Raw genomic sequence first — 18,336 nt, forward strand, 5'->3', positions numbered from 1 at the left:
ACTAATAAATGTTGTGTGAGTCAGCGTAACTTAGCATGATACTCAAATTCTAAATGCTGTTGACTTGCGTTAAAAATTTATCAGTTAGTTACTTTGCTTGCAGAGATGCTTCCCACAAATATCCTTGCATTCGAGAGTTACCAATACGCAACCCTTCATTATACTCTTCAATTGTTTCTATTAGATCCTGAACAATCGATATATCCGCGGTAAGATCTTGGCTCTCAGAAGAAAAATCAATATTACTTAAAATGTCACCCCTAAGGTTAAATATATTAACTACCTTTGATATCTCTAAGTCATTTAGACATGATTTTTGTTTGAAAAAGTCAATAATCTCAGTCAAGTTATCACTAAAAGTAGCATCTTTATTAAAACCACTGAGGTTTTTAAGATCACTTAATGATTTATCTAATGATTTACAAGATTCTAAAAAAACGTCTAATGTAGGGCTAGAGTTTGATATTATATTTTCAGCCACCCTATCTCTATCATCTTCACTAACAATAACATTCCTAATATTACTTAGTGCTTCTTCGAACTTTTCATTTAGTTCTTTTGTAAGAGTTTCAATATTATCAAACTCACATTCTGATAAAAATCTATTATGTGCAACTTTACATCGAAGTTGATATAAATCCTCCCACTTTTTAATCAAGTAACTATCATCACAATTAATTAGAGGTTTAAAATATCGTTGCCAATTCGATTCTGGTAATACATCTTTGATTTTTTTTATGTCATCAGAAGTTATTTCACTTTTATTCTCTAAAGATTTAGTTATTTCTGAAATCCGTTTTTCAACATTAACTTTTGTATATTTGTTAAATAGTAAATTAGAAAGCTGTATAAAATCCAGTTGGTATAAATAATTCTCACTTACCTTCTTATTATTACTCTTTATAGTGTTGTTTACTTCATCAGGCACCGACTTTTTGTGCCAGCCAAACCCAACATTAACAACCATAAATGTTGTAATTAACCTTCTTAGTAGATTCTCCGAATAATGTATTTTTGGGTAGGCCTTTTCACAAAGGTTACTAGCTAGATCATCCCAGACAACTTCAGGGGAGGATTCAGTAACTTTATACATGATCTCTTTAATTAATTTAAGTAGACTCTTAAATTTCCCCTCGTCACCTTCATTAAGTAGTGATAGCTTTATAGCGATACATCTTTTACTTGTGGAAACAGGATCGAAAATATCAATTTCAATCTTAAATTCACACTCTGAAAATAAAACACAGCCATTCTCTATCTTTATTTCATCATACGCTTGAAGTAAATGATAAAAACTACTTTCATTACTCAAAAGTGACTCGTTTGATTTGACAGTATATATATACTCTATGTACAAAATAACCTCCATGAAATACATTCAGTGCAATCTTATCACTTAGTATTAATCATTTCGCTCTTGACGGAAAAAACTATTTAGCGAATTTACTTTTGAAAGAAGCTTTAAAATCATCCCACAAAAATTCGATATTATATATTCACCCGCTAAAAGCGGATGAATTATTTCTACTGGTTTAAACTGCAACTGGAGCTTTAATAGCGGGTTGAGGATCATATCCAACCAATTCAAAATCTTCTAACTTGTAATCATAGATTGAATCTGGTTTACGTTTTAACTTAAGAGTAGGAAGTTTGCTAGGAGTACGGGATAACTGCTCTTCAACTTGTTCTATATGATTATTGTAAATGTGTGCATCTCCAATTGACATAATCAACTCGCCAACTTCTAAATCACACTGTTGAGCCAACATATGAACCCACAAAGCAGCTTGAGCCGTGTTGAATGGATGGCCTAAGAAAAGATCATTAGAACGTATCGTGCACATTAAATTTAACTTATTATCAATCACTTGAAATTGATATAGCAAATGACAAGGAGGAAGAGCCATTTTTCCTAAACTAGCATTTTCTTGAGGGCTAAGTTTTTCATCGGGTAGATATTCAACATTCCAACCATGGAATAGAATACGACGTGATGTAGCGTTATTCTTCAACAAATCCACTACATAATCAATTTGATTGATAATCGATCCATCTTTACATTCCCATGCTGTCCACTGCTTACCATATACAGGGCCTAAAGAGCCATCTTCTAATGCCCACTCATCCCAAATTTTTGCATCTAGATCATTTACATTAGTACTACCTGATATAAACCATAGCAACTCATTGATCACACCTTTGAAAAATACTTTCTTAGTAGTTAAAAGCGGAAAACCTTTTGATAAATCAACACGGTACATGCGACCAAACACTGAACAAGTTCCTGTTCCTGTTCTATCACCTTTCTGTGCTCCATTTTTATATACGTCTTCCAATAATTCTAAATACTGTTTCATGATTAAACTCCTTGGCCAACTGGTAGTGTGTACTGGTAGTTACTACCATATTTAAACCAGGCAGAATGTATTGATATAAAAGGTTTTTTACTCAAGCGATTACTTACTAGTAGTTTTTTCGGGGGTATTTTTTGCCAGAAGTTTAAGATCTCGCCGCGGTCATCAATGCCGTTTGTTAGATCATCAACAATCTTCTTCAGTTGGTCGATATGACCGCCGTCAGGTTTTGCCCATGCACGTCCTTGAACGCCATAAACACGGCCCATGTCGTCTTCACCCTTGCGGTAAGGGTTATTCAGCCATGCTTCATTCAGGTTAGAATTCGCATCCCAAGTTTTAGTCCCTAGTTTGCGAAAATCTTCAGCATTGTCGTAACCGCGGATATAGCCAAGCAGCTCAGCAACTGCGGCTTTCCAGAAACTTTTACGTGTTGTTACCAGTGGGAATTGGTTATTACCAACATCATATTCAAGGTCAGCATTGATTACGGTTAGGCAGCGCTTGCCTGTGCGTTCATTTTCAATCCAAGTACCGTCATTAACGATACGCTGACAGAGATCTAAATACTGTTTCACACCAATTCCTTACTTCGTTTGTTGTGGTAATTCATCTTTGTAGTGACCACGCTTGTATGCCCAAACCATCATCAGCACACCGATGATAACCATTGGCAGTGACAAAATTTGTCCCATAGAGATAAATCCACCGAACAAACCTAGCTGAGCATCAGGTTCACGTACGTATTCAACTAGGAAGCGGAATGTACCATATCCTGCTAGGAATAATCCTGATACAGAACCAAGAGGGCGCGGCTTTTTGATGAACCAATTCAAGATGAAGAACAGTACAATACCTTCAAGCGCCATTTCATAAAGCTGAGATGGGTGACGAGGAAGTGGACCACCGTTAGGGAATACAATCGCCCATGGCACATCAGTAACACGACCCCATAGCTCACTGTTCATGAAGTTGCCCATACGCCCCATACCTAAACCAAATGGCACTAATGGTGCAATCATGTCAGCGACACCAAAGAAGGTTCGACCGTTCTTTTTGGCATACCAAAACATCGCGGTGATCACACCAATCAAACCACCGTGGAAAGACATACCGCCAGTCCATACCTTAAATAGGTAGAGTGGATCTTCAATGAAAAGGCCAAAATTGTAGAAAAGTACGTAGCCAATACGACCACCCAATACCACACCTAGAAAGCCGGCAAACAGTAAGTCTGATACTTGCTCTCGAGTCCAACCACTACCGGGTTGATCAGCTCGGCGATTTGCTAACCAAAGAGCAAACATAAAACCGACAAGGTACATTAGGCCGTACCAACGAACTGAGATTGGTCCTAGTTCAATAAGAACAGGATCGATATTTGGGAATTCGATAAAACCCTGAGACATACTTGGCTCTCTATCTAAAATTGAATAACGGTTAACTCAACAGCTAACAGAAAAGACACTACAGCAGCATAGTGGCTGCTATAAACATTAAAAATACCGCAAAGAATTTCTTCAGTACGGGGGTTGGTAATTGAGTGGCCAGTTTAGCGCCAACTCGTGTGGTCAGAACTGAGGTACAAGATATCGCGATCAAAGCCGGTAGATAAACATAACCCAAGCTATACGCCGGAAGATCATCGACAGAAGAGCCATGCCAAATAAAGCCTAACATTCCCGAAATCGCGATAACACAACCACATACAGAGGATGAGCCAACCGCTTTGCGCATTTCCACACCGTGATGATTAAGGAAGGGTACCGATAAAGAACCACCACCAATACCAGCCAAGCTTGAAACCAAACCAATACCGCCACCACATAACATGGTCTTAGCTGAACCCGGCATCAGCTTTTGACTCTTAGAGCGGATCGACAACAACATCTGCAACGCCAATACCAAGACAATCACACCAAAGACTTTTGGCAGATATTGAGCAGGAATAACGTCGGCGACAAAAGAACCTAGGAAACCACCAATCACCACGCCAGGCATCAACCACTTAACGACAAAAAGTTCCACATTACCCAATTTTAAATGGTTAATTGCAGACGATCCCGAGGTGACAATAATGGTTGATAACGAGGTAGCCAATGCCATTTGCATCGCAAACTCTTGAGGAATACCCGCTTTAGGAAGCAAAAATAGCAAGGCAGGAACTACCAGCAAACCACCGCCAATGCCTAGCAAGCCCGCTAAAACACCAACAATAGCACCAAGGCCCGCTAACAAGCCTATCAGTTCATATGACACGTTAAATCCTATTTTTTACCTGCTCGAATGAAGCCTGTAAATTCACGCTCTTCGAAATAGTTCAGCATCATACTATATATGTCACTACCATATGGTTTTGAAAGCGCTCTATTTGCCAAATCCTGTAATTCACTCAAGTTAGATTGGCGAATCAAATATTTAGTCCTCGCGACATTTGAGGTATTCATACTTAACGTCTCATACCCCAACCCAATCAGTAACAACGCGCCCATAGGATCACCGGCTAGCTCGCCACAAATACACACAGGTAATTGATGTTGCTTACAAGTATCATGAATTTGTTTTAATGCCATGATCACCGCTGGGTGCATTGATTCATAGACATCAGATACTCGTGAATTGTTCCGATCAACCGCTAATAAATATTGAGTTAAGTCGTTGGTACCGACTGAAACAAAGTCGACCTTATCAGCAATCAGCGGCAGTATGTAAAGCATTGATGGTACTTCAATCATGATACCAACGCGAGGCATACGCACTCGGTTATCAAGCTCATGCACTTCGTCATACGCTTGTTCAATAAGTTGTAGCGCGTCATCCAGTTCCTGAGCACCAGAGATCATCGGCAGCAAAATACTCAAGTTATGGCTTTCACAGCTCGCACGTAGCATGGCACGTAACTGAATAATAAAGATGTCAGGATGATCGAGCGTAAAACGAATACCACGCCAGCCAAGGAATGGGTTGTCCTCTTCGATTGGAAAATAAGGTAAGGCCTTATCGCCACCGATATCGAGTGTACGCATCACCACTTGCTTCTCAGGGTAGCTCGCGAGTACAGAACGGTATTGCTTGAACTGTTCGTCCTCTGACGGAAACCTCTGCTGCAACAAGAAAGAAATTTCGGTTCGATACAGCCCCACCCCATCAACGCCTTGGTTGATAGCGATATTGGTGTCGGCACTCAAGCCCGCATTAAGCAGGATCTCGACTTGCTGGTTGTCTTGCGTTTTTGCCGGTAAGTATAGTTCTCGATTGACCATAGAAGAGAGCTCACTCTCTTCTAAAATCAGCCCTTGATATTCTTTGAGCAGGTTTTGAGTCGGCTCAATAAAGATCTCGCCACTATACCCGTCGACAATCGCTTGCTTACCATTAGCTTGAGCAAGATTTAGGTTAACCCCCATAACAGAAGGAATACCCAAAGCTCGAGATAAAATCGCGGCATGTGAGTTCGCCGCCCCTTCCAAAGAAATAACAGCTAAAAGTTTTTCTTTGGGAATAGAGGCCAATACCGAAGCCGTTAACTCTCGAACCACCAAAATAATTGGCTTATCTAGCGTGCGAAGTTCATGTTCAGAATTGTGAAGGAAATAGAGTAATCTTTGACCAAGCTCTCGGATGTCTTGTGCCCTCTCACGAAGGTACACGTCTGACATACGAGCAAAGCGATTCGAGTAGCTCTCAACAACCTGCCTTAATGCCCAATCGGCCTTATCGCCTTTCTGGATTTGGCTCTTAAGATCCTTACGCAACATGGGATCGTTGAGTAAGTGAGTAAACAGGTCAAAGATCGCCAACGCGTCTTTATTTATTTCACTGTCTAGGCGCTTTCGCATTCGCTTAAAGTCATTGAGAGCATTTTCGACGGCGACTGCCAGCATTTCATGCTCTCTTTCAACATTAAGCGTCGATGCTGGATAAACATCGGTGAGTTCAGGCTGAGTGTTATCCCACCATAAATCACCAATCGCAACGCCCGATGAAGCTGCAATACCTTTAATCTTAGGTAGCTTCTGTTGCTCTAAAAGCCAATGGCCTTGAGTTTGAGCGTGCGCCACAATAACCGCAAGTTGTGCTGAGAGTGTGACAAGGAAGGATTCTTCCATCTCACTGAATAAACGAGGAGACTTCTGTTGAATGACCAATACGCCAAGCACTTGCTTGCGATGGATAATCGGAGTGCCGAGAAAAGAGTGATAAACCTTTTCTCCAAGCTCTGGAAAAAACTTATAAGCAGGGTGAGCAGATGCTTGTGCAAGGTTGATAGGTTCAGCACTTCTTTTGACAAGGCCAACCAGACCTTCGTCAAAACCAATGTGAATGCTATTGCCTTTGAAGATCAGGCCTTGAGTTGCCATCAACTCAAGACGCTGCATATCATTATTTGCCAAATACACGGTGCAACATTCCGTCTGCATCGCACTGCATGTCTCTTTAACCAAAATATCAAGAGCCGTCGACACATCTTCAACTCTTGATACGTGTTCAACTATTTCCCTTAGTTGACTGAGCATGCTTAACCTCTACGCAATTTGCGTTTTCCTTTTGTTTTTCGCTCTTTAAACGGCATTGCTAAAGATGCGAATTCTTTCATCGCTCGACGGTAAACATCTCGCTTGAAAGAAACAACTTGTCGAACTGGGTACCAGTAACTCACCCAACGCCAACCATCAAACTCAGGTGTACTTCCACGCTGCATATTGATCTGCGATTCATCGCAATCTAAGCGTAAAAGGAACCACTTCTGTTTTTGTCCAATACAGACAGGTTTAGAATCCCACCGAACCAGTCGTTTGGGCAGCTTATAGCGTAACCAATGACGACTTGTCGCGACGATCTTTACATCCTTTTTAGTAAGGCCAACCTCTTCATACAACTCGCGGTACATTGCCTGTTCCGGAGTTTCACCTTCATCTATTCCCCCTTGAGGGAATTGCCATGAATGTTGCCCGTATCGTTTAGCCCAGAAGACCTGACCATGGTTGTTACAGATTACAATACCAACATTTAATCGGTAACCATCGCCATCTATCACTGGCCAACCTCTATCTAAATTTTTAATTACTCTGATTTTTCCACATATCCCCAATCGGAGCAAACTTAGTGACGTGACAAGCGCTATATTTATGAATATTAACTAAGAATATGGATAAGTTTTGCTCAAATTCTAGTTACCCACACAAGAGTGAGACATAGACCACATTTATTCACCTTTTCTGTGAATAACTATGTGAAGAATTACCCGCAATCGTTTTTTTTAATCCATAGATTCATCAACATCAAAAACACCAAGTCGAGTAAATATAATTTATTTAATTAAAAATCAATTAATTAGAATTAGAATTTCATTTTTAAAAACATTAAAAAAGTAAAAGATCTTTCAAAAACAGAACATGGTTAAAGATCAACCACTCCGATGTTTATCCACACTAGTAAGCGAAAGATTCATTTTGAGCCCCATTTGGCAAGCATTTAATCCACCATAAACCCCTGTTTATTTATCCACTAAATTAATATTTCAATTAATTACCTTTATGTCCTGTGGATAACCATGAGTTTGATCCCTTTCCTAACAAGGAGATCATTTCTTAACCAGTCGTCATATGGTGATAACTTCTGGTAAAATCATTTTTTTGATCATGTCTTTTATTATGAAACCAGAACCACAAACACAACAAGAGCTGCTAGATAGAGCGTATGCTATCGCCGGAATGACCTTTAAAGAGCTCGCCGATGAAGCTGAGATGGTGATGCCAAACGACCTCAAGCGTGATAAAGGCTGGGTTGGACAACTATTGGAATGGCACTTGGGTGCGCCCGCTGGCAGTAAACCAGAACAAGATTTTGCCAAACTCGGTATCGAGCTTAAAAGCATCCCGATTGGCTACTCTGGAAAGCCACTCGAAACCACCTTTGTTTGTGTCGCTCCATTGATGGGCGTGCAAGGCATAACTTGGGAAACCAGTCACGTTCGAAACAAGCTGTCTAAAGTGTTGTGGATCCCAGTAGAGGGAGAAAGAGAGATTCCGCTGGCAGAAAGGCATGTTGGCTCCCCATTACTCTGGACACCAAGCCTAGCTGAAAACGAACTCCTGAAAAGAGATTGGGAAGAGCTGATGGAGTTGATCGTGTTGGGTAACGTTGAGCAGATAACAGCAAGACACGGTGAAGCACTGCATTTAAGACCAAAAGCGGCCAACAGTCGCGTGTTAACAGAAGCTTACGGTGCAAGTGGAAAACCTATCAAGACTAAGCCACGTGGTTTCTATCTACGGACTCAATTCACCCATAAATTGCTGACAACCCATTACGCATAGAGCTCTTATCTAGCATAGATGGACCAAACTATCAGTATGTTACAAACCGCCTGTAACTAGAATCAATCTCTAGCTACGAACGCTCTCTAATGAGGTTTGAGCGCCAGTTCAATATCGCAGTAGCTTTGGCTTGGCTCATTACCAAACTCGTCATAGGCGTTGTGTAAGCGAAGATACGCCTTTTCAAAACCGAGCCGGAGCAACTCTTCTTTCACTTGATCCAAGGATCCAAAGTGAAGCGGCTCACCGTCTTGCTTTACCGGTTCTAGCTTGTGTTTATATTCCACTGCTAATAGATATTCCGAGATATCGGAACAGCCAATAACGTATACCTTTGGTGTTTGATAAGAGTCTTTGTGCTCTCCATGTAACCACATATCTAATTGATGCTTTTGCATAGCCAGCCTCCCTTGCTCTATAAAGCGTAGTAGAACTCTTTTTCTTTACTAGATAACGACTTAAAAAAGCACACATAACGGCTTAAAAAAGCACACATAACGGCTTAAAAAAGCAAAAAAGAGAAACAAGTGCTTCTCTTTTTTGGCCAGTTTTAGTTCAAAAGCTTGCACTTTCGACGCCACAACTATCACTGATATTTATCTTAAGGGGTGAAAGGCGCTATCACCCCACAAGATTACGTCGGTATTCGCGCGCTTAAGACTCGACGAAGGTGACGAACTCGACGTTCAATCGTAACGACTTCAGGTTCAGAAAAACCAATTGGTCGACCATCGGCTTCAAGGCCAATATCTCTCAATAAATGAGTATTGTTCCATGGTAGATCGTATGAACTACGACGAACTTTTCGTTGCCATTCACGTTCTTCACGACGAAGATCTGCACGGATAAGGACTGTTGCTAGTTTTAAGTATACTGAGTGACGCATAATAACTCTCCAGTTGTAAAATAAACTGAGGAAAAATAGCGTGTTAGATAGTATGAGGGCTTCTCACTTAGCTGCTATTTTTCCGCAGCCAAATAAGGGTACGGATCTATTAGTTAGGTTTATCTTGGGTGTTTCGATCGGCCATGGCTGATGTTTGTGACATAACAGTCACCATGTCAGTACACGGATCAAACGACGCGCAAATATGCTGTATAAAATCGAAATGTTTCATTTGCGCCTCCAAACTAACTAAAAAATCCAAAAAGAAATGAGATAATAAAAGCAAATAAGTCTTTGTTAAGCTATTGCTTTCACGGTTAAAGTCTAACCAAGTGAGTATATTATTCAACCGATAATTGATTAACAATTTCAAAACAAATTATTCACCCAAAATATCAGTTGCATATCACTTTATATATAACATATTCACTATGATTATATAAAATCACAGAACATCTCTCTTAAAGACCGAGCCTCCAATAGCTCAATCTATCAATCTGTCAGCAATCAACGATCAACGATCAACGATCAACGATCAACGATCAACGAGAAGTTGTAGCAATAGATATAAAAAAACCACGCATCATGCGTGGCTCTTATATTTACATTAACTGGATAGAATAATGAATAGAGAGCTCTAAACAACACCTTCAGAAATCAGGCCATGTTTATTCAGCAATCTGTACATGGTTGCACGCGAAACTCCAAGCTCCTTAGCGGCCAACGATACTTGACCACCATAAGATTCCAGAACAATCAACAACGCATCTCGCTCTGAACGCTCACGGATACTTTTGAGACTGCGGCGCTCATCATTCTGTTTTGGTAAATCAAGTTGTTGATCGTCAATGATCACCGCATCCGACATCAGCACGACACGCTTAATTTGATTCATCAGCTCACGCACATTGCCCGGCCAGTGATAACGATTCATCGAGCGGATAGCATCGTCTGAAAAGCTCTTGGCTTGAGCATTAAACTCTTTTGAATACTCACGTAAAAAATGATTAGCCAGTACTGAAATATCACTCACTCGCTCTTTCAAGCTCGGAACGTGAATACGCAGAACATTGATGTAATGATAAAGCTCTTCATTGAAGTCGCCCTCGATCAATGCCTTTTCGATATCAGAAGAGTTCGCGGCCAGAATACGCACATCGACAGGTTTAGGACCATCCGCAGTTTCAATTTTACCTTCTTGTAAGAAACGCAGCAGGTTCAACTGCTGATTACGTGGCATCGCCAATACATCATTGAGTAAGATGGTTCCGCCGTCGGCTTCTTCCAACAGACAAGGTGCTGCAGCGGGCTGTGCTGAGATACCAAATACCTCGGCTTCTATTCTCATTTCAGATAAGGCACGACAATTGACCGTTAAAAATGGCTTTTGCGCTCGCGAAGAGTTTTGATGAATTGAGCGTGCAACCGTCTCTTTTCCTGCTCCACTCTCTCCGTAAATCAGGATACTGACATCTGTCGGCCCAATGCGCTTTACTTGGTCTCTCAAACGCTTCACAGCCACAGAGTCGCCAAGCAAGCCCATATTGTTGTTGATGCCGTAGTTTGGCCATACTTTCTGCTCAAGCTTGAGCATACCCAGTTGGTGACCAATGGTACTCAATAACTGGGCATCTGGGATTGGCGCCGTGAAAAAGTCGATACAGAAGTTCACGATAAATTGGCAAATGGTATCAGAGCTCAATTGCGATTCACGAATAAAGGCGAGCCATCTTACTTGCTTGTTGTTACTCACGAGATTAGCGATACCGTTAAGGCTAAACTCATCATGACTAAGATCCACAATGCCAATGCATGGGCCAATGTCAGCAATCAAGGCATCGGCTTTTCGTAAATCTGCACACTGGGTACATTGCCAACCCACTTGCTCTAACACTGATAACCAGGGTTCGTACGCACCACCAACGACGATAAGAGAACCTGGTAAGGAATCCATCTTAAATTGAGTTCCCATCCTTCTTCCTTATTCTATTTTTATTTAAATCAAGCTAATACGAGTCACTGCTTCATCGTTCGACAAAATGCCACGAGATCGTATTCAGCGCAGGACGTATAGTAGTGAGACTATCTTAGATTTTATGTCTCAATAGTAAGACTATGTCAGAAATAATGGTTTTTCGAATCAAGAGTGCGGTACAGGCTAGGTTTTGCAGCCTAAAAACAGAAAAAGCCACCCGAAGGTGGCTTTTTTAATTAGATGGGCTGTTACATCACATAAGCGAGTATTACGCTTGTGGACGCATTGCCGGGAACAAGATCAAGTCACGGATTGTGTGCGTATTTGTAAATAGCATCGCTAGACGATCGATACCAATACCTTGACCCGCTGTTGGCGGTAAGCCGTGCTCTAGTGCAGTAATGTAGTCTGCATCGTAGTACATCGCTTCGTCATCACCCGCGTCTTTTGCGTTAACTTGCGCTTTAAAACGCTCATCTTGGTCTTGTGCATCGTTAAGCTCAGAGAAACCATTTGCTACTTCACGGCCACCGATGAAGAACTCAAAGCGGTCTGTGAAGAATGGGTTGCTGTCGCTACGACGAGCCAATGGAGAAATGTCCGCTGGGTAACCCGTGATGAACGTTGGTTGAATGAGCTGAGGCTCAGCCGTTTCACCAAAGATCTCTTCAAGAAGCTGACCACATGTCCAGAATTTCTCAACGTACAGACCCACTTCTTCTGCAATTTTAACCATCAATTCTCTGTTCTGAAGATCATCCTCAGTCAGAGCTTGAATGTTTGCATTTTCAGGCGTGTAGTGTTTGATTGCATCGAACATGCTCATGCGAGCGTAAGTGCCACCGAACTCAACCGTTTCGTCACCGTAAGGCATAGAAGTAGAACCAAGAACGTCCATCGCTGCTGTGCTTAGCATCTCTTCCGTTAGATCCATTAGATCTTTGTAGTCAGAGTACGCTTGGTAGAATTCCATCATTGTGAATTCTGGGTTGTGACGTGGAGAGAGACCTTCGTTACGGAAGTTACGGTTGATCTCGAATACACGGTCAAAACCACCAACTACTAGACGCTTAAGGTAAAGCTCAGGTGCAACACGTAGGTACATGTCGATGTCTAATGCGTTGTGATGAGTGATGAATGGACGCGCTGTAGCACCGCCCGGGATCACGTGCATCATTGGCGTTTCAACTTCTAGGTAGCCTTTTGAGCTCATGAAGTTACGGATTGAAGACACAAGCTTAGAACGCACGATGAATGTGTTACGAGAGTCTTCGTTCACGATTAGGTCAACGTAACGCTGGCGGTAACGCATCTCTTGGTCAGTTAGACCGTGGAACTTCTCTGGTAGAGGACGAAGTGCTTTCGTTAGCAGTTCAAACTCTTCCATGTTCACGTAAAGATCACCTTTACCAGATTTGTGAAGCGCACCTTTAACACCGATGATGTCACCGATATCTAGGCCTTGGTACTTCTCTTTCAGTACTTTTTGTACGTCTTTCGCTGCGTATGCTTGGATACGACCAGAAGTTTCTTGAATCGCAAGGAATGGACCACGCTTCGCCATGACACGACCAGCGATCGCAACGATGTGGTTAAGCTCTTCTAACTCTTCCTTAGTCTTCTCACCGAATTCCGCTTGAAGATCGCCAGCTAGGTGCTCGCGACGGAAATCATTTGGGTGACCGTTCGCTTTGCAGTTTAAGCGGATGTGATCCAGCTTGCTACGGCGCTCAGCGATTAGTTTGTTCTCTTCAGGTGAAGAAGCTTCTTGTGCGTTTTCGTTTTGAACAGCATCAGTCATTAGAGATGTACCTTGCTTTTATAATTTGGACAGCTATATTTTTGAAAATATAGGCATTTTTACCAATATTATTGGTAAAGCTTAATAGTTGGTAAAGCTTACAGACCTGATTTCAGGCTAGCTTCAATAAACTTGTCTAAGTCACCGTCAAGAACCGCTTGAGTATTACGGTTTTCGATGCCGGTGCGCAAATCTTTGATACGAGAATCATCCAGTACGTAAGAGCGGATTTGACTGCCCCAACCAATGTCTGATTTCGTTTCTTCGCTCGCTTGTTTTTCAGCATTTTGTTTTTGAATCTCAAGTTCAAAAAGCTTAGCACGTAGCTGCTTCATCGCTTGGTCTTTGTTCTTATGCTGCGAACGGTCATTCTGACATTGAACCACGGTGTTGGTTGGAACGTGAGTAATACGTACCGCCGATTCCGTGGTGTTTACGTGTTGACCACCAGCACCAGAAGCACGGTATACGTCAATACGTAAGTCAGAAGGATTAATATCGATCGTAATGTTGTCATCAATCTCTGGGTAGATAAACGCAGATGCAAATGAAGTATGACGACGGCCACTTGAATCAAATGGTGACTTACGAACTAGACGGTGAACACCTGTCTCTGTACGTAACCAACCATAAGCGTATTCACCAGAAATACGTACCGTTGCGCCTTTAAGGCCAGCAACATCACCATCAGACACTTCGATCACTTCAGTCTTGAAGCCTTTCGAATCTGCCCAACGTAAGTACATACGCAACATCATTGAAGTCCAGTCTTGAGCTTCTGTACCGCCCGAGCCTGACTGTAAATCGATGTAGCAATCTGATGCGTCGTGATCGCCAGCAAACATACGACGGAATTCCAGTTTTTCTAGCTTAGCTTCTAGCTCTGCAAGTTCTGGTTCGATTTCGTCAAACGTTTCTTGGTCTTCTTCCTCAACCGCAAGCTCTAATAGACCCTCAACATCCTCAACACCTTGGTCAAGTTGGTCGATCGTTTCTACTACTGCTTCCAATGCAGAACGTTCTTTACCTAGCGCTTGAGCACGCTCAGGTTCGTTCCATACATCCGGTTGTTCTAATTCTGCGTTTACTTCTTCTAGACGCTCTTTTCTAGCGTCATAGTCAAAGATACCCCCTCAGGATATTTGTGCGTTCAGACACATCCTGCAGACGGTTTTTAATAGGATTGATTTCAAACATTTTAGCTCATCATTTATGAGTAGAATTTAACCGAAGAATTGTACTCAAAAGTGTGACGGAGATACAGAATTTTTTAGAGCGGAAAGCCAAGATTCAACAACTTAATGGAATATAAAATTGACAGACAGAAAAAACACGTGAAATTTGTAAGGGAAAGAAAGAAAACAAGCCCTGTTTTTGAACAGAGCTTGTTGAATTTGGGGCTAAATGATGAACATCATTCAGTGAACGATAACGCTATTTGGCTTCAACTATTTGGCTTCAATATGGTCAACCATCAACTGCAACGATTGGTTGCCACGAAACTCGTTGATATCGAGCTTAAATGCAAGATGAACCGTTTTCACGGACGCATCTGGCCAGCGACGTAAATCAACATTGAAAGCAATACCATCAATCATCACATTGGTTGGGTGGCCTTTGTATAGAGGTTCTAGCATCAATTTAAGGTGTTTTTCACCTACCAGTTTTTGATGCAGCACTTTAAATTCACCATCAAAGATGGGTTCTGGGAAAGCTTGGCCCCACGGACCACCTGAACGCAACGTCTCAGCGGTATGCATTGAGAACTCTTCAGGTAACAGCTCACCATCAGACAAGATAATGCCCTTAAGTGCCGTCTCACCGAGTTCTTTACGCACAACGTCATCAAACATCTTGCTGAATCGCTCGAAGTCTTTTTCCATAATGGTTAAGCCAGCAGCCATTGCGTGACCACCAAACTTCAAGATCAAGCCAGGATTTTGAGTATCGATTCTGTCTAGCGCATCGCGCATGTGCAAACCTGGAATCGAACGACATGAACCCTTGATGCTGCCTTCACCACCATCAGCAAATGCGATCACTGGGCGATGATATTTGTCTTTGATACGCGAAGCGAGAATACCGATTACGCCTTGGTGCCAATCACGTTGAAACAGCGCCAAACCAGAAGGCAAATCGTCTTTACCAAATTCAAGGCGCTCACAAAAAGCCATCGCTTCTTGTTTCATGCCCTCTTCGATCTCTTTACGTGTTTGGTTCAAGCCATCTAACTCGCTGGCCATTCGACGCGCGGCATGGATGTTGTTACTCATTAGCAGCTCAACACCAAAAGACATGTCATCCAATCGGCCAGCCGCATTGATACGTGGACCAAGCGCAAAACCAAAATCGGAGGCAACCAAACGCTTAGCGTCTCGCTTAGCAATTTCAATCAAGGCTTGAATACCCGGACGAGCTTTGCCCGCACGAATGCGTTGTAGCCCTTGGTGCACCAAGATTCGGTTATTTTCATCAAGTGGAACCACATCCGCAACAGTACCCAGTGCCACTAGGTCAATCAGTTCCATCAACTTAGGTTCTGTCATACCGCGCTCTGCAAACCAACCCAACTTACGCATGTGAACACACAACGCCATCATCAGATAAAAGGCGACGCCAACACCCGCTAGCGCTTTTGAAGGAAATGCACAGCTTTCTAGGTTCGGATTGACCATCGCATCGGCGATTGGCAGTTCATTGCCCGGTAAGTGATGATCAGTAACCAGAACGTCTAGCCCTTTCTCTTTAGCGAAACGGACACCGTCAATCGAAGAGACGCCATTGTCGACCGTCATGATCACTTCAGCGCCAAGTTCGATCGCCTGTTCGACAACCTCAGGGCTCAAGCCATAGCCATCTTCAAAACGGTTTGGGACGAGATAGTCGACGTTGGAACTGCCCAACATACGCAGAGCAAGCACAGACAACGCCGAACTGGTTGCGCCATCGGCATCAAAGTCACCAACAATGATGATGCGTTTTTGCTGCTGAATGGCTTTGAACAACAATTCAACCGCAGCATCAATGCCGCCCAGTTTTTGATAAGAGTGCAAGCCTTTCGCTGCTGTCTCTAGTTGGTCAGCACTGTCGATTCCGCGACTCACATAAATGCGCTTTAACAAGTCAGGTAAGTGAGCAGGTAAGACTGAAGTGTCGACCTCAGGACGGCGTTGGATCTCTATCATATAAAAATGGGCCTGATATTAATCAGGCCACTCCTTAAATCAAAAACATGAGGGATAAATTGGCAATACAGAAACGATATTATTGCTCTAAACGTTGAAGAAGTTGTGCTGGCGGTAAGTAACCACTCACCAACTCACCGCTTGCTAGTACGATAGCAGGAGTGCCATTGATGCCAAGCTCACGACCCAATTGGTATTGTTTGGCGATGATCTGCTTCTGCTCTGCTAGGTCTTTGCCAGACGCTGGCATTTGACGGTTTACTTTAGCATCGTGCATGGCTGTTTTTGGATCATCTGAAGCCCAGATTGCCGCCATTTGATCGGCAACTTGTCCTGTCGCACCTTGGCGTGGGTAAGCCATGTAACGAACGGTAATACCTAGATCGTTATAGCCTTGCATTTGGCTGTGCAGACGAACACAGTAACCACAGGTAATGTCAGTAAATACCGTCACAACGTACTTTTCGTTATCGGCTTTATATTCGATAACCGTATCCGACATCGCCGCGACCTTTTCAGCATTAAGTGGAGCTTGACGCTCAGCCAGAACGTCACTGAATTTGCCGTTATCATCCAGAGAGTAAAGAGTGCCGGCTAGAAAGTGATCGCCCTCTGGAGAAGAAAAGATAATGCCACTGTTAGTTTGAATTTCTAATAGGCCATCGATGTCTGAAGGAACGATCTTCTCTACCTTGATACCGATTTTTTCAAAACGCTTAGTTAACGCTGCTGTATCAATAGCTTGAGCTGGAGCAACTTCTACGGCTGTTGATGTTTGTTCTACTTTCGCTTCTGATGCATTACATGCAGTAATCATGAGAGGAAGCACTAATAGAGGAAGACGGCGTAATACGCTCATTAAGTTCACCTTAAAAATAAATGGATTTAAGCACGTGGGTGATGCTGCGCGTGAATTTGCTTCAGCCTTTCGGTCGCCACGTGAGTATAAATTTGGGTTGTCGATAAGTCACTATGCCCAAGCAACATCTGTACGACCCTGAGATCTGCGCCATAGTTCAGTAAATGAGTCGCAAAAGCGTGTCTTAATACGTGTGGTGACAATAGCTCTGTATCTATACCAGCAACAACCGAGTAATGCTTAATACGATACCAGAACGTCTGACGGGTCATTTGCTTGGCGCGTTTACTCGGAAAAACCACATCAGAACTGTTTTCGCCGAGCAGTTGTGGCCGACCTTGTTCAATAAAAGTCTCAATCCAGTCCACGGCATTTTCGCCCATTGGCACCAAGCGCTCTTTACCGCCTTTACCAATAACACGCACCACGCCTTGTCTTAGGCTGATATTTTCCATAGTCAAACTGACTAACTCGGTCACACGAAGACCAGTTGCATATAATAACTCAAGCATCGCTTTATCGCGAAGCTCAATAGGGTCATTGGGATCAGGAGCCTCTAGCAGTGCATTAACTTGCTCTTCACTCAAATCTTTTGGCAAGCGCTGTGGCAGCTTAGGGCTGATCAACAATGCACTCGGATCATCGCCTCTCACTTTCTCGCGGTGCAAGTATTGGAACAAGCGACGAATCGCCGACAACATGCGAGCACGCGAAGTCTGCTTAAAATCGGCGTCGGCTAACCAGCCTTGATAATCCTGTAGCCCTGAAAGGCTAATAAAGTCGAGGCGGTAATTGTTCTTTTCCATCCACGTTAGAAGCTTGGACAAGTCGGTACGATATGAGACAAGCGTATTCTCCGATAACCCCCTCTCCATCCACATAGCATCTAAAAACTGCTCAACGAGACCGTGGTCTGCGCTCTGCCCTTGAGGCGACTGCATAGTGTTACTCACAAT

15 protein-coding genes and 1 pseudogene are annotated in these 18,336 nt (G+C 42.7%); 1 reads left to right on the forward strand and 15 read right to left on the reverse strand.

Features of this window, described 5'->3' with window-relative positions:
- Positions 1–88: 88 nt before the first annotated feature.
- The 7 genes and pseudogenes from AC3CHU_RS13520 to rppH form a co-directional block, all read right to left on the reverse strand.
- A complete protein-coding gene (locus tag AC3CHU_RS13520) occupies positions 89–1,312 on the reverse strand; it encodes a hypothetical protein (protein WP_488524735.1) in 1,224 nt (407 codons plus the stop codon).
- A 220-nt stretch (positions 1,313–1,532) separates the two neighbouring features.
- A complete protein-coding gene (locus AC3CHU_RS13525) occupies positions 1,533–2,357 on the reverse strand; it encodes a thymidylate synthase (protein ID WP_479258103.1) in 825 nt (274 codons plus the stop codon).
- Between the two features lie 134 nt (positions 2,358–2,491).
- Positions 2,492–2,932: pseudogene (locus AC3CHU_RS13530) on the reverse strand (thymidylate synthase); the annotation flags it as partial.
- A 9-nt stretch (positions 2,933–2,941) separates the two neighbouring features.
- Positions 2,942–3,763 carry a prolipoprotein diacylglyceryl transferase gene (gene lgt / locus AC3CHU_RS13535; protein ID WP_054548382.1) on the reverse strand — a complete coding sequence of 274 codons (822 nt, stop codon included), beginning with the start codon at positions 3,761–3,763 and terminating at the stop codon, positions 2,942–2,944.
- Positions 3,764–3,821: 58 nt separating this feature from the next.
- A complete protein-coding gene (locus AC3CHU_RS13540) occupies positions 3,822–4,613 on the reverse strand; it encodes a sulfite exporter TauE/SafE family protein (RefSeq protein ID WP_054548383.1) in 792 nt (263 codons plus the stop codon).
- Between the two features lie 8 nt (positions 4,614–4,621).
- Positions 4,622–6,871, reverse strand: a complete 2,250-nt coding sequence (gene ptsP, locus AC3CHU_RS13545) for a phosphoenolpyruvate--protein phosphotransferase (RefSeq protein ID WP_004735019.1) — start codon at positions 6,869–6,871, stop codon at positions 4,622–4,624.
- A gap of 2 nt (positions 6,872–6,873) precedes the next feature.
- Positions 6,874–7,392 carry an RNA pyrophosphohydrolase gene (rppH, locus tag AC3CHU_RS13550; RefSeq protein WP_004735018.1) on the reverse strand — a complete coding sequence of 173 codons (519 nt, stop codon included), beginning with the start codon at positions 7,390–7,392 and terminating at the stop codon, positions 6,874–6,876.
- Positions 7,393–8,008: 616 nt separating this feature from the next.
- On the opposite strand from rppH, the gene mutH reads away from it, so the two are divergent.
- A complete protein-coding gene (gene mutH, locus AC3CHU_RS13555; protein WP_086027492.1) occupies positions 8,009–8,674 on the forward strand; it encodes a DNA mismatch repair endonuclease MutH in 666 nt (221 codons plus the stop codon).
- Positions 8,675–8,760: 86 nt separating this feature from the next.
- Here mutH and AC3CHU_RS13560 read toward each other — a convergent pair whose 3' ends face one another.
- The 8 genes from AC3CHU_RS13560 to xerD form a co-directional block, all read right to left on the reverse strand.
- Positions 8,761–9,072, reverse strand: a complete 312-nt coding sequence (locus AC3CHU_RS13560) for a DUF6482 family protein (RefSeq protein ID WP_004735016.1) — start codon at positions 9,070–9,072, stop codon at positions 8,761–8,763.
- A gap of 236 nt (positions 9,073–9,308) precedes the next feature.
- Positions 9,309–9,560: a hypothetical protein gene (locus AC3CHU_RS13565; RefSeq protein ID WP_004735015.1), complete on the reverse strand. Its 252-nt coding sequence runs from the start codon at positions 9,558–9,560 to the stop codon at positions 9,309–9,311.
- A gap of 637 nt (positions 9,561–10,197) precedes the next feature.
- The gene (gene vpsR / locus AC3CHU_RS13570; RefSeq protein ID WP_054547795.1) at positions 10,198–11,532 is read right to left on the reverse strand and encodes a cyclic-di-GMP-binding transcriptional regulator VpsR; all 1,335 of its coding nucleotides are present in this window, start codon (positions 11,530–11,532) and stop codon (positions 10,198–10,200) included.
- Between the two features lie 271 nt (positions 11,533–11,803).
- The gene (gene lysS, locus AC3CHU_RS13575) at positions 11,804–13,336 is read right to left on the reverse strand and encodes a lysine--tRNA ligase (protein WP_488524736.1); all 1,533 of its coding nucleotides are present in this window, start codon (positions 13,334–13,336) and stop codon (positions 11,804–11,806) included.
- Between the two features lie 98 nt (positions 13,337–13,434).
- Positions 13,435–14,533 (reverse strand): peptide chain release factor 2 gene (gene prfB, locus AC3CHU_RS13580; RefSeq protein WP_099426155.1). Its coding sequence is split into 2 segments (ribosomal slippage): positions 13,435–14,457 and positions 14,459–14,533, totalling 1,098 coding nucleotides; the frame shifts between segments, so codons are not numbered across the junction.
- A 251-nt stretch (positions 14,534–14,784) separates the two neighbouring features.
- Positions 14,785–16,521, reverse strand: a complete 1,737-nt coding sequence (recJ, locus tag AC3CHU_RS13585) for a single-stranded-DNA-specific exonuclease RecJ (protein WP_488524737.1) — start codon at positions 16,519–16,521, stop codon at positions 14,785–14,787.
- Positions 16,522–16,600: 79 nt separating this feature from the next.
- Entirely contained in the window at positions 16,601–17,380 is a 780-nt protein-coding gene (locus AC3CHU_RS13590) for a thioredoxin fold domain-containing protein (protein WP_017077716.1), read from the reverse strand.
- Between the two features lie 26 nt (positions 17,381–17,406).
- Complete coding sequence (xerD, locus tag AC3CHU_RS13595; RefSeq protein ID WP_004735009.1) at positions 17,407–18,321, reverse strand: site-specific tyrosine recombinase XerD; 915 nt, start codon at positions 18,319–18,321, stop codon at positions 17,407–17,409.
- Positions 18,322–18,336: the final 15 nt, after the last annotated feature.

This window comes from Vibrio sp. QJM3NY_39 (genome assembly GCF_057785895.1).